Annotated in this window: 11 protein-coding genes; 6 read left to right on the forward strand and 5 right to left on the reverse strand. The window is 66.1% G+C overall.

Annotated features, from left to right (window positions below; translation table 11 throughout):
- Window positions 1-94 precede the first annotated feature (94 nt).
- Window positions 95-1,024, reverse strand: a complete 930-nt coding sequence (locus AC56KL_RS12750; protein WP_497180528.1) for a histone deacetylase family protein — start codon at window positions 1,022-1,024, stop codon at window positions 95-97.
- 175 nt (window positions 1,025-1,199) lie between these two features.
- On the opposite strand from AC56KL_RS12750, the gene AC56KL_RS12755 reads away from it, so the two are divergent.
- The 5 genes from AC56KL_RS12755 to AC56KL_RS12775 all read left to right on the forward strand — a co-directional run bounded on the left by AC56KL_RS12755 (window position 1,200) and on the right by AC56KL_RS12775 (window position 7,094).
- Window positions 1,200-2,120: an AAA family ATPase gene (locus AC56KL_RS12755; protein ID WP_497180529.1), complete on the forward strand. Its 921-nt coding sequence runs from the start codon at window positions 1,200-1,202 to the stop codon at window positions 2,118-2,120.
- 6 nt (window positions 2,121-2,126) lie between these two features.
- Window positions 2,127-3,122: a DUF58 domain-containing protein gene (locus tag AC56KL_RS12760; RefSeq protein ID WP_497180530.1), complete on the forward strand. Its 996-nt coding sequence runs from the start codon at window positions 2,127-2,129 to the stop codon at window positions 3,120-3,122.
- Window positions 3,119-5,134: a transglutaminase TgpA family protein gene (locus AC56KL_RS12765; RefSeq protein ID WP_497180531.1), complete on the forward strand. Its 2,016-nt coding sequence runs from the start codon at window positions 3,119-3,121 to the stop codon at window positions 5,132-5,134. Before AC56KL_RS12760 ends, AC56KL_RS12765 begins: the two co-directional genes overlap by 4 nt.
- Window positions 5,131-6,309: a lytic murein transglycosylase B gene (gene mltB / locus AC56KL_RS12770; RefSeq protein ID WP_497180532.1), complete on the forward strand. Its 1,179-nt coding sequence runs from the start codon at window positions 5,131-5,133 to the stop codon at window positions 6,307-6,309. The genes AC56KL_RS12765 and mltB overlap by 4 nt, the downstream gene beginning before the upstream one ends.
- Window positions 6,310-6,758: 449 nt before the next feature.
- Window positions 6,759-7,094: a hypothetical protein gene (locus AC56KL_RS12775; RefSeq protein ID WP_036216124.1), complete on the forward strand. Its 336-nt coding sequence runs from the start codon at window positions 6,759-6,761 to the stop codon at window positions 7,092-7,094.
- A gap of 152 nt (window positions 7,095-7,246) precedes the next feature.
- Here the strand turns inward: AC56KL_RS12775 and AC56KL_RS12780 are convergent, their stop codons facing one another.
- From AC56KL_RS12780 to AC56KL_RS12795, 4 genes are all read right to left on the reverse strand, one after another.
- The gene (locus AC56KL_RS12780; protein ID WP_497180533.1) at window positions 7,247-8,326 is read right to left on the reverse strand and encodes a S41 family peptidase; all 1,080 of its coding nucleotides are present in this window, start codon (window positions 8,324-8,326) and stop codon (window positions 7,247-7,249) included.
- Window positions 8,327-8,556: 230 nt separating this feature from the next.
- Entirely contained in the window at window positions 8,557-9,459 is a 903-nt protein-coding gene (cysM, locus tag AC56KL_RS12785) for a cysteine synthase CysM (protein WP_497180534.1), read from the reverse strand.
- A gap of 104 nt (window positions 9,460-9,563) precedes the next feature.
- On the reverse strand, window positions 9,564-10,949 hold the full coding sequence (locus AC56KL_RS12790) for a M20/M25/M40 family metallo-hydrolase (protein WP_497180535.1): 1,386 nt from the start codon (window positions 10,947-10,949) through the stop codon (window positions 9,564-9,566).
- 123 nt (window positions 10,950-11,072) lie between these two features.
- A complete protein-coding gene (locus AC56KL_RS12795; protein WP_497180536.1) occupies window positions 11,073-12,695 on the reverse strand; it encodes a methyl-accepting chemotaxis protein in 1,623 nt (540 codons plus the stop codon).
- Window positions 12,696-12,831: 136 nt separating this feature from the next.
- On the opposite strand from AC56KL_RS12795, the gene AC56KL_RS12800 reads away from it, so the two are divergent.
- Window positions 12,832-13,191 carry a DUF2200 domain-containing protein gene (locus AC56KL_RS12800; protein WP_497180537.1) on the forward strand — a complete coding sequence of 120 codons (360 nt, stop codon included), beginning with the start codon at window positions 12,832-12,834 and terminating at the stop codon, window positions 13,189-13,191.
- Window positions 13,192-13,234 lie beyond the last annotated feature (43 nt).

A 13,234-nucleotide genomic window follows, 5' to 3' on the forward strand; every position in this document is an offset into this window, starting at 1 on the left:
TGAAGGATTAGAGCCGGGGACCGGGAAAGACGTTCCGCGCCGAGCCCGCAAGCGGGCCGGCCGGCTGCCGCTGATTGCCCCTTGCGGGGCCTATTTATTCGAGCTCGGCCAGCACCTTCAGGTGCGCCACCACGCTGCGGCCGAGCGCCGACAGCGCATAGCCGCCCTCGAGGCAACTCACGATGCGGCCCCGCGCATGCTGCCGGGCGACCTCCATCACCTGGCGCGTGATCCAGGCGTAGTCGCTTTCCACCAGGCCGATGCCGCCCATGTCGTCCTCGCGGTGCCCGTCGAAGCCGGCCGAGACGAAGATCATCTGCGGCTTGTGGGCGTGCAGCGCCGGCAGCCACAGCTCGGTGACCAGCTTGCGCACGGTCTCGCCGTCGGCCAGGGCCGGGACCGGCACGTTGACGCTGGTGGCCGTGATCGGCTCCGGGTCGCAATACGGATAGAACGGATGCTGGAACAGGCTGACCATCAGCACCCGCGGGTCCTTGCGGAAGGCGTCCGCGGTGCCGTTGCCGTGGTGGACGTCGAAATCGACGATGGCCACCCGCTCGAGCCCGTGCACCTCCATCGCATGGCGCGCAGCGATGGCGACGTTATTGAAAAAGCAAAAACCCATCGGCTCGCCCGGCGTCGCATGGTGTCCCGGCGGGCGTGTCGAGCAGAACGCGTTGTCGATCTCGCCCGCGATCACGGCGTCGGTCGCCGCCACCGCGGCCCCGGCCGCGCGCAGCGCCGCCTGGTAGCTGTAATGGCACAGGATGGTGTCGCCGTCGAGCGGATAGTAGTCGCCCGCGGCCGGCACGTTGTCGCGCACCAGCGCCACGGCGCCCGGCGTATGGTTGCGCAGGATGTTGCCGAGCTGGGCCAGCGGCGCGCTGCGCTGCTCGATCAGGCCGTCCAGGCGCGCCAGGATCAGCTGGTCGTCGATCGCCCGCAGCCGCGCCGGCGATTCAGGATGCCAGTCGCCCATGTCGTGCCGCAGGCAGTCGGGATGGCTGAAGATTGCTGTACTCATCGTCCTTGTCGTAGTTGCCTGCTCGTGTGCCGCTCATCCTTGGCATGCCTTCGGGGCCGTTCTCGCATAGAATCGGTGCTCAGGCTTGTTGCCGACGGAGCATGCAGCTTGTCAATGGCGCTAATCTATCATGGGAGTGGCCAATCCGCTCCGAACAGTTCACTGGAACCCAACCATGTTCAATCAACTGCACGCTGCCGCACGCCAGGTCGGCCAGGTGGTGGTCGGCAAGGACCAGCAGGTCCGCCTGGCCCTGACCTGCCTGCTGGCGGGCGGCCACCTGCTGCTCGAAGACCTGCCCGGCGTGGGCAAGACCACGCTGGCGCACGCGCTCGCGATCTCGCTCGGCCTGAAGTTCAACCGCGTCCAGTTCACCAGCGACCTGCTGCCGGCCGACGTGGCCGGCATCTCGGTGTACGAGCGCGAGAAGAACGACTTCGTGTTCCACCCGGGCCCGATCTTCACCCAGGTGCTGCTGGCCGACGAGATCAACCGCGCCACGCCCAAGACCCAGTCCGGCCTGCTCGAGGCGATGGAGGAACGCCAGGTCAGCGCCGACGGCGTTACCCGCGCCCTGCCCGAGCCCTTCTTCGTGATCGCTACCCAGAATCCGGCCAACCAGGTCGGCACCTTCCCGCTGCCCGAGTCGCAGCTCGACCGCTTCCTGATGTGCCTGTCGCTGGGCTACCCGGACGCGGCCGCCGAGCGCGCCCTCCTGATGGGCGAGGACCGGCGCGCCATGCTGCGCGGCTTGCAGCCGGCGATGCAGCCGGACGAACTGGCCAGGGCCCAGCGCGCCCTGAAGGAGATCCACGCCTCGCCTTCGCTGGTGAACTACGTGCAGGCGCTGGCCCAGGCCTCGCGCCAGAACGGCCTGTTCGCCGAAGGCCTGTCGCCGCGCGCCGCGATCGCGCTGCTGCAGGCCGGGCGCGCCTGGGCCGCGCTCGAAGGGCGCGACCACGTGATCCCCGAAGACATCCAGGCCGTGCTGGTGCCGGTCTGCGCGCACCGCCTGCGTCCGCTCAAGGCGGCGCAGGGCATGGCGCTGGCCAGCCGCGACCTCGTGCTGCAGTTGCAGAAATCGGTTCCGGTCTAGATGGCGGTGGGCGCATCGGGATTCCGGGGCTGGCTGCGGCGCACGACCGGCAAGTGGCTGCCGCGCCGCGGCGCCCTCGATACCGGCGAAATCGTGCTGAGCCAGCGCCGCGTGTTCATCCTGCCGACCCGGGCCGGCATCGGCTTCGCCGTGCTGCTGCTGGTGCTGCTGATCGGCTCGATCAACTACACGCTCGGCCTGGGCTTCGCCCTGACCTTCCTGGCGCTGTCGTGCGCGCTGGTCGACATGGTCTTCACCTACCGTAACCTGGCCCACCTGGCCCTGCAGCAGGGGCGGGTACCGGCCGTCTTCGCCGGCCAGGAAGCACAGTTCGAGCTGCACGTGGCCAACCGCACGGCGCTGGGGCGCTACGGCGTCTGGATCGATTTCGACAGCGTCGCCGAGCCGCGCCACGCGACCGACATCGGCGCGCACGGCAGCGCCAGCGTGCTGCTGGGCGTGCCGAGCGGCGCGCGCGGCTGGCTGGAGCCGGCGCGCGTGGTGCTGTCCACGCGCTTTCCGCTCGGCCTGTTCCGCGCCTGGAGCTACTGGCGCCCCGCCGCCCGCGCCCTGGTCTACCCGCGCCCCGAAGAAGGCGCGCCGCCGCTGCCGGTGTCAGGCAATGCCGTGGGCACCGGCCGTGCGAACGGCAACGACGACTTCGCGGGCATACGCAGCTACCAGGCGGGCGACTCGCCGCGCCAGCTGGCCTGGCGCCAGATCGCGCGCCTCGACCCGGCGCTCGGCGGCCAGCTCGTCACCAAGCATTTCGAAGGCGGCGTGGGAGACGAGCTGGTGCTCGACTTCGCGCAGCTGCCCCCACAGCTCGACCTGGAGCTGCGCCTGTCGCGCATGACGCGCTGGGTGCTGGATGCCGAACAGCGCGCCCTGCCCTATGCCTTCCGGCTCGGCGCGGTCCACTACGACGCCGGCAACGGCGCGGCCCACCAGGCGGCCTGCCTGCGCGCGCTGGCGCTGTACGGCGTCCAGGAGGCGGCATGAAGCGCCTGGCGTCGCTGCCGAGGGACAAGGCCGACACCCTGCTCCTGCTGGGCAGCGCGGTATTGGTCCTTGCGCCGCACACGGTCCACCTGCCGCTGTGGGTGTCGCTGTTGTGCGCGGCCACGCTGGCCTGGCGCGGCCTGGTCACGCTGCGCGGCAAGCGCATGCCCTCGGCCATCGTGCTGCTGCCGATCGCCGCGATCGCGATGGCCGGGGTCCAGTTCAGCTACAAGACCCTGCTCGGGCGCGACGCCGGCGTGGCCATGCTGGTGCTGCTGGTGGCCTTCAAGATGCTGGAAATGCACGCGCGGCGCGACCTGTACGTGGTGATCTTCCTGTGCTTCTTTCTGGTGCTGACCAACTTCTTCTACGCCCAGGGGATCGGCACCGCCCTGATGATGGTCGCGGCGGTGCTGGCCCTGCTCACCACCCAGATGTCTTTCCAGTTCACCGGCAGGGTGCCGCCGCTGGCGACGCGCCTGGCGATGGGAGCGAAGATGCTGCTGTTCGCCGCCCCCATCGCGGTGGTGCTGTTCTTCGTGTTCCCGCGCCTGGGCGGGCCGCTGTGGAGCATGGCGGGCGCGGGCGGTAGCGGCAACGGCAAGTCCGGCCTGTCCGAGCGCATGGCGCCGGGGCAGATGTCGCAGCTCGCCATGTCCGAAGACCCTGCCTTCCGCGTCCGCTTCGAGGGCCCGGTGCCGCCCAAGACGCAGCTGTACTGGCGCGGCCTGGTGCTCGATGCCTTCGATGGCACGGCCTGGACCCGCGGCGGCTCGCTTCCCAGCAACATCGGCAGTTCCCTGCGCGTGCGCGGCCAGGCGCAGCGCTACGAGGTCACGCTGGAGCCGTCCGACGCGCGCTGGCTGTTCGCGCTCGACATGCCGGCCCACCTGCCGGAAGTGCCCGGTTACCGTGCGCGCGCTTCGCACCAGCTCGAGCTGAGTACCGATCGCGCGCTGTCGCAGCGGGTGCGCTATGCGATGATCTCCTACCCCGAGTACGCGCTGGACGGGCGCGAGGAGCTCGACGACCCCAGCCAGTGGCTGCTGCTCCCCTACGGCTACAACCCGAAGGCGCTGGCCGCCGGGCTGGCCTTGCGGCGCGAAGCGGTGCCGGCGCGCCGCATCGATGCGGTGCTGCGCCAGTTCCGCGAACAGCCCTACAGCTACACGCTCGAGCCGCCGCTGCTGGGCCGCCATTCGGTCGACGAATTCCTGTACGGGACCCGCGCAGGCTTCTGCGAGCACTATTCGGGCGCCTTCGTGTTCCTGATGCGGGCCGCGGGCATCCCCGCGCGCGTGGTCACAGGCTACCAGGGCGGTGAGCTCAATCCGATCGACGGCTATGTGACGGTGCGCCAGTCGGACGCCCATGCCTGGGCCGAGGTCTGGCTGCGCGGGCGCGGCTGGGTGCGGGTCGACCCCACCGCCGCCGTGGCGCCGGAGCGGGTGCGCCGCAACCTCTCGGCCGCGGTCGATGCGCCGCCGCCCTTCGGCATCGATGCCTTGCGCGGCCTGTCGGTGTTCCAGAGCGACGGCGATTCGCTGCTGGCGCGCCTGCGCGATGCGATCGGCGCCGTCAACAACGGCTGGAACCAGTGGGTGCTGAACTACACGCCCAAACGCCAGCGCGGCTTCCTGCACAGCCTGGGCGCGAGCCTGGCCAGCTGGCGTGTTGCCGCCCTGATCATGCTGGGCGCGGGAGTGTTGCTACTGGCGAGAATTTTGTATCGCCGTAGGGAAATTGATCCGATCGAGGCGGTATACTCCTCGCTATGCAAGCGCCTGGCCCATCTTCATGCCGGCCTGGCCCGTGCAGCGGATGAAGGGCCCACCGCCTATGCGGCCCGGATCGCGGCCACGCAGCAACTGGCGCCGCCTTCACGCGAAGCCGCCGCCGAGTTCTTGCGCCGCTATAGCGCCTGGCGTTATGCGTCGCCCCAGCCTGGTGCGAGCCTAGAGGTTCGCCAGCTGGCCGCCACCTTGAAGAGATTACTGTCGCAAGTCAGATGAAATCGATCGTTCCCCTGTTTGCCGCATTGGCACTGGCCCTTGCCCCGACCGGACAGGCCGGCGCCGCGGCAAAAGACCAGCGCAACTCCACCACCGCATCCGCCAAGGCCAAGGCCAAGAAGGCGCGGGCCGCCAAGGCCGGCAAGCGCGTGTCGATCAAGTCGAGCCGTGTGCTGAAGGCCGCGCCGGCGGCGGCCGCCATCGACTACGATGGCGAACACAGCAATTTCATGGAATGGCAGGCGGTGCGCGCGTTCATCGACGAGATGGCGGCCCAGCACGGCTTCGAGCGCGCCTGGCTGGAATCGCTGTTCGGCCAGGTCCGCTTCATCGACTCGGCAGTGCAACTGGTCAAGCCGGCGCCGCCGGGCAAGCCGAAGAACTGGCAGGCCTACCGCGACCGCTTCATCGAGCCGATCCGCATCGCCGCCGGGGTGCGCTTCTGGAACGAGAATTTCGAGGCGCTGTCGCGCGCCGAAGCGGCCTATGGCGTGCCGGCCGAGATCATCGTCGGCATCATCGGCGTCGAGACCATCTACGGCCGCGACACCGGCAAGTTCCGCGTACTCGACACCCTGACCACGCTGGCCTTCGCCTACCCCGAAACGCCGAACCGCGCCAGCCGCATGGCCTTCTTCCGCAGCGAACTGGCGAATACCCTGGTCTTCGCGCGCGAGCACCGGATCGAGCCCTTTTCGCTGCTGGGCTCGTTTGCAGGCGCCGTCGGCATGCCGCAGTTCATGCCGGGCAGTATCCTGAAGTACGGCGTGGACTTCAACAAGGACGGCCAGATCGACCTGCGCAATTCAACGGAGGATGCGATCGGCAGCGTGGCCAATTTCCTGGTCCAGCACGGCTGGAACCCGGAGCATCGCGGCGCCCCGGTCTACCCTGCCGACGTGTCGCCCAACCATGCCTGGGAGCCCCTGCTCGAGCGCGGGCTGGCGGCCACCCTGCGTCCGGAGGAACTGCGGTCGGCCGGAGTCACGAGCGCGGCGGCGCTGCCGGCCGAACGCCTGTACGGCCTGGTCGACCTGCAAAACGGCGCCGAAGCAACCGAGTACTGGGTGGCAGACGATAACTTCTTTGCCATCACCAAGTACAACCGCAGTTATTTCTATGCCATGTCGGTCATTGAACTCGGCCGTGCCGTGCGGACTTCGCGAGGCGGATAAGCATTGCTCAGTGGAAAATTTGTATCGATTTGTAACGAAGCTTTCGCCATTTTAGCTCCGCCCCCGACTTTGCATGCCGCCATACTCCCCTGGGGTATGCCTCGCTTTCTTGCAGATTCTCTGTAGAAACATCTCTCCTGCTGCCATACCCCCACTATTCTTGTCGTCCTGTCAGTGTTCACCATACTGTGCGGCATCGTCACCTCCATCTCGCTACACTGTCGCTTAATCAAAAAGCAATTATTATTTCAGTGAGTTTATGAGAGAATTGCATTGCAGCTATTGTTGCGATGAGACAACAATGCCCATTAGGACAATCTGATTTTTATTGCTATTGAGTATCAGATTACAAATTAGTTGTACAATTGAATAGAAAATGTCGAAATACCGAAGCCTGGAGCCGAGCGCCGCATGGGGCTCCGTCCAACCCAAAAATAGGATATTGAATCATGACAAACCAAGTCGGCATTGATATGAATAGCGATTCGGAGTCCGATGAGCTTCTGCAATACAATCCGAACCGCCTGCTCGACACCCTGATCGAGAACCTCCGCCTGAAGAACGATGCTGCCCTGTCGCGCGCACTGGAAGTGGCGCCGCCGGTGATCTCGAAGATCCGCCACCACCGCTTGCCGGTCGGCGCCTCGCTCCTGATCCGCATGCATGAAGTGAGCGACCTGTCGATCCGCGACCTGCGCTACCTCATGGGCGATCGCCGCGCCAAGTTCCGCATCAGCGACAAGCAGTTCAAACCGAAAGAAGGCGCCGCTCCGAAAGAGGCGTAAGCCGGTCTGCCCTGCGGGGCAGCTGTTCTTGTCCGCGACCTGGCTTGCCGACGGACGCGCTTCATTCAGGCACGCATGCCGGCCTTGACGGCCCGATCGTACCGACGACCGGGCCGTTCGTCTTTGCGGCGTCCCGGCCTGTGCAATCCGCTTTACCGGCACCCGGCTTGCTGGTGCAGCCAGGCTTTGGCAGCTTCGACCACCGCATCGTCGGGATCGTCTATCGCGCCTTCGCCATACGGAACGGGCTGGTCCGGCACGATCCCATCCGGATAGGAACGTCCTTTCAGGTCCGCCATCATCTGGACGGTCACGACCAGGCTGGTTTTCCCGTCGACGGGATACACCTCGTTGCCGCTTGCCAGCCCTGCCGTCTTCTCGCCGAAGAATCGCGTATTGCCACGGCCCTTGAACGCCACCGCTATCCCTTCTCCGGAACTCGCGACGCCGTCGTCCAGCAACACGGCGGCAGGCAGTGTCCGCATACGCGGCATCTCGCGCCATTGCCCGGCCTTGGCGAGCAGGGTTTCCGCGCCGCTGTCCTTGTAATAGGCCGCGCCTTGCCGGTTCACGCTTGCGCCGGCGCGCTCGCCTCCGGGCCCGATGCTATAGCTGAGCGGACCGTCGCTGAACAGGTTGCTCAGACTGGCAAACATCGGCCAGATATTTCCGCCAATATTCCCCCGTAGGTCGATCACGTACCCACACGTGGCGGCTGCGTTGAGCCGCACTGCAGCGTAGCCAGCATTGGCGAATGCATCCTTCCTGGCGCCGCCCGCCCCGATGGACGGCATCGCGATCAGCAATGCTTCGCTGTTGCCGACCAATAGGGGACGCACCGTGATGTCGCGGCGGGACAGGAATCGCGATGCCGGCTTCTTCTTGGGCTCGACGCCTTCGATGAGGTCGAATTCGCGCCCATGCCTGGCCTTGTATTCGGCCCGGTCCGCGGCGGAGGCGGCAACATAGCTATGCTTGTCGCCCAGCCCTTGCAGCAGGACATGGTAGGCGTGGAGCAGATCGACAGGATCGCGTGCAGCGCGCGCCGCCGCCTTGACCCTGGCTTCGAGCGCCGGCCAATCGGTTTGGCCCGAACGGTAGGCTTTCGATTTGACCTGGGCGATTGCCGCGTCGACGAGGGCGTCTGGATGGAAGGCCGGTTGCGCCGGACCGGCAGCATGCGCAACGCCGCAGGCAAGGACGAACAGCGGGGACAGAATACGATTGATCATTGGCATGGCGGCAAGCTGAGTAGGTAGAGCCGGAAACACTAAGGCCTGACATGCTCGCCGTCCATCCCCTCCAGAGGGGGGCGATCGCCCGGCCTCTCCATGAGCACAAGATGACAGGCGCTGTCGGCGTTATCCATACTTGCCGTTGACAGCGCCAAATGAAAATGCCGCTCAGCCAGGCTGAACGGCATCGATTCGTCCGGATACTTACTTGGCCTGACACGAAAGAATCAGGCTGGGAACACGCCTGTCGACAAATAACGGTCGCCGCGGTCGCACACGACGAACACGATGATCGCGTTTTCCACCGTCTGCGAGATGCGCAACGCCACCTCGCAGGCGCCGGCCGCCGAGATGCCGCAGAAGATGCCTTCCTCGGCCGCCAGGCGGCGCGCCATCTGCTCGGCCGCGGCCTGGCTCACCGGTTCCACCTGGTCCACGCGCGCCTTGTCGTAGATCCTGGGAAGGTAGGCTTCCGGCCACTTGCGGATGCCCGGGATCGACGAACCTTCTTCCGGCTGGGCGCCGATGATGCGGATCGCGCCGTTGCGTTCCTTTAGGTAGCGCGACACCCCCATGATGGTGCCGGTAGTGCCCATGGCGCTGACGAAATGGGTGACGCGGCCGTCGGTGTCGCGCCAGATCTCCGGGCCGGTGGTTTCATAATGGGCGCGCGGGTTGTCCTGGTTGCCGAACTGGTCGAGGATGATGCCCTCGCCGTTCTTCTGCATCTGCTCGGCCATGTCGCGCGCGTATTCCATGCCGCCCGACTTGGGCGTGAGGATGATCCTGGCGCCGTAGGCGGCCATGCTCTGGCGGCGCTCGATGGACAGGTTGTCCGGCATCAGGAGCACCATCTTGTAGCCGCGGATGGCGGCCGCCATCGCCAGCGCGATGCCGGTGTTGCCGCTGGTGGCTTCGATCAGGGTGTCGCCCGGCTTGATCTGGCCGCGCTCCTCGGCGCCGCGCAGCATCGACATGGCGGCGCGGTCCTTCACGGAACCGGCGGGATTGTTGCCTTCGAGCTTGCCAAGGATGATGTTGTTGCGCGCGGCGGCATCCGCGCCGGGCAGGCGCACGAGCTGCACCAGCGGGGTGTTGCCGATCGTGTCTTCGATGGTCTGGTAAGCCATTCCTTGCTCTCTCGCGATTTCCTAAACCGCTATTTTAATCCGGACAGCAAGGTGGCGTATTGGACCGTCCGGGACGGACGGTCCAGGGCATCAGCTGCGCCGGATCAGCGCTGCGGCAGCGGATAGGTGGCGACGCTGACGTTGCCGTCCTTGTCGACTGCCTGCACACCGAAGAACACATTGTCCTTCGACAAATCGACCGTTGCCTCGGTGACGTTACCAACCCACTTGGCGCCCTGCCAGTCGGAGGCGGTGGTCTCGCGCCACACGATGCGGTAGCCGGCCACGTCCGGCTCGGCATTCGCCTGCCAGACCAGGGTCGAATCGTTGGTCAGCTTGTCGGTGCGCAGCTTGACGTTCTGCGGCGCAGCCGGGGCCAGCGCCAGCGAGGCCAGCGCCGCCGCGTTCACCTTGGTCACCTTGGCAATGTAATCGACATCATTAAACTCGACCAGGTCGCCGTAGACCTTGCCATTTTCGGTACGCAGGTCCTGGTGCTGGTGCGCGAAGTCTTCGGCCGGCTCGGTGAAGCGCAGGGCGGCATAGCCCTGCTCCAGGAAAGGCATGTGGTCGCCGCCGCGCAGGTAGCGGTCGGCGCGGTGGATGACGGACACCTTGAAGCCTTTCACATAGCGCTCGCCCATCTCCTTGGTGTGGCGGGCCAACTGGCGCGACAGCGAATCGCTATCGCCGCCGGTGGCGACCAGCTGCCGCACGGTCTCGCTCATTTCCTTGGTGGCAGGAATGCTCTGCGAGAACAGGCGCACCTGCTTGTTGTCCACCTTGCCGTTGTCGGCGCGCGAGCTGCCGATGATGTCGTTGGTGTACATTCCGGCGATGTTCAGGTTCTTCTGGCGCGCCTGGGTGGCCCAGTGGCGCGCGCCCAGCAGGCCCTGTTCTTCGGCCGCCACCGCCATGAAGACGATGGTGGCGTCGAACTTGTGCCTGGCCATCACGCAGGCCAGTTCCATGGTGGCCGCGGTGCCCGAGGCGTCGTCGTTGGCGCCCGGGGCGTCGGCCGTGTAGTTCATCACGTCGCTGACGCGCGAATCGTAGTGGCCGCTGACGACGTAGATGCGGTCCTTCGAGGCTTGCTGGGTGCCGGGCAGAGTGGCGACCACGTTGACGATTTCGGTCGGGCGCGAAATGCGGGCAGACACTGGCGCCACGTGGCTGTCGAAAGCCACTTGCAGAGGGGTGCCGGCGCCGCAGCGCTCCAGCTCGGCCTTGATCCAGCGGCGGGCGGCGCCGATGCCGCGCGTCTCCGATTCGGTTTCCGACATCGTGTGCCGGGTGCCGAAGCTCACCAGCTTGGCGACATAGCCTTCAATACGCTTGGGCGAGATCTCGGCGAGGATCTTGTTGATTTGCGCTTGCTGGCGCTTCATGTCCGGGGCTGCAGTGGCCGGGGTGGCGGCTGCAGCGGCAGTGCCGGCGCCGAACGCGAGCACTGCGGCCAGCAGGGAGGAAGGGATGCGGGCGTGAGGCATGAGTACCTTTCTAGTGTGGTGTACAGGAAGACATGCACATCTTCTCATGCGCTGTGATTGGTGTCAGTCAATACATGCGCCAGCCGCGCGGGGCCCGCCGCCGCCGCGGCAGCCCCCTGTCGATCAGGCTGCGGCAATGGCCAGCCGCGCCGGCCGGGCCTGCATCGCGCCGTGCGCGGATCCGAGGCGGAACACGCTGACTACCTGCGCCAGGCGCTCGGCCTCGTCTGCCAGGGCCGCCGCCGCCGCCGTCGCCTGCTGCACCATGCTTGCGTTCTGGCGGGTCGCCTCGTCCATCTGGCCGATCGCGTCGTTGACCTGTCCGATGCCGGCGCTCTGCTCGGCGCTGGCGCGGCTGATCTCGGCCATGATGTCGGTGACACGGCGCACCGATGCCACGATATCGTTCATTGTCGAGCCCGCTTCGTCGACGAGCCGGGCGCCGGCACCGACGCGCTCGACCGAGCTGCCGATCAGTCCCTTGATTTCCCCGGCTGCCGCAGCGGAGCGCTGCGCCAGGTTGCGCACTTCGGCCGCTACCACGGCAAACCCGCGCCCCTGCTCGCCCGCCCGCGCCGCCTCGACCGCGGCGTTCAATGCGAGGATGTTGGTCTGGAAGGCGATACCGTCGATCACGCCGATGATATCGACGATCCGTTTCGAGGATTCGTTAATCGACGCCATGGTTTCGACGACCTGGGCGACGACGGCGCCGCCGCGCACCGCCACTTCCGACGCCGATTCCGCCAGCGCGTTGGCCTGGTGGGCATTGTCCGCATTCTGGCGCACGGTGGCGGTAAGCTGCTCGACCGATGCGGTTGTCGCTTCCAGCGTGCCGGCCTGGCGTTCGGTGCGGCTGGACAGATCGCGGTTGCCGTCGGCAATCTCGGTCGACACGCTCGCCATGTTCAGGGTGCCGTTGCGCACCTGCTCAACGATGGAAACGAGGCTGTCGCGCATGCCCTGCATGGCGAACAGCAGGCTGCTGCGGTCATTGGAGGCGGTCTCGATCTTCACGCCGAGATCCCCGGCGGCAATGGCGCTGACGATCGATGCGGCATAGTCGGGCTGGCCGCCGAGCTGGCGCAGCAGGCTGCGGGCGATGTACCAGGCGCCGGCCGCGCCGACGGCAATGGCGCCCAGGCACAACAACGCCATCCAGCCGAAGAAACCGGACGCCATCTTGCGCGCGTCGGCAGCTTCCTGGTTGTTCTGTTTCTCCTGCATGTCGATGAAGACGTTGATGCTGGCCAGCCAGTCGACGAAGGCCGGCGCCGCCTGTTGCGACAGCAAGGCGGCGGCTTCGGGCGCCTGACCACCCGCGTGGAGCGCGATCACGCGCTCGATCAGCGGTTTGGTGCGGCTTTCCTGCGCCTTGATGGCGGCCAGCGCCTCTTTCTCGGCCGGCGGCACATCGTCCAGCGACTGGAACAGCTTGTCCATCGGCTCGGCCGAGCGTGCATAATGCTCATCCAATACCTTGATGAGCGTGACCGGAGCGGCAGCGGCGGCAGGATCGGCCGACAGGACGACGTCGCGCAAGGCGATGGCGCGGTCATGAACGCTGCCGCGGAAATTGATCGCGTACCGCTGCTTGACGTTGTTGACGTCGTTGATATGGTTGAGGATGCTGTCGATGTCGCCGACGCGGCTGATCGCCAGCGCCGTCAGTACGATCATCAGGAAAAAGACGGCGCCGTAGCCAATTGCCAGGCGCTTGCCGATGGTGAGAGACCTTGTTGTCATGACTAAATAGTAAGTTAACACCGGATGGGCTTAGCAAGAAACTAAGTGATATTTCCCTTGGGAAAGATCAACTATAGCACGGCCTGTGTTTTATTGCTCAAATTCATCAAAAATAATTTTGCTCATAGGGAGGCGCATGTCCGGGCACCGTATCTTCGGCACTTCCTTCGCCACGGTATATCCGCTCTACGTCCAGAAGGCGGAAAGAAAGGGGCGCGCCAGGGAAGAAGTCGACCAGCTCATCTGCTGGCTGACCGGCTACGACAGTGCCGGCCTGCAGCGGCAGATCGACCGGCAGGCGAGCTTTGCCGATTTCTTTTCCGAGGCGCCCGCCCCGAATCCGGACAGCGCGCTGATCACCGGCCTGGTGTGCGGCGTGCGCGTCGAAGCGGTGGAGGACCCGCTGATGCAGCAGATCCGTTACCTCGACAAGCTGGTGGACGAGCTTGCGAAAGGCAGGCCGATGGAAAAAATCCTGCGTCGGGCCGCCGGCTGAGCAAGCCCATGCGGGCCTGTAACATTCGATAACACAGTCGCAG

The organism is Telluria sp. ZB4P34 (assembly GCF_059686055.1).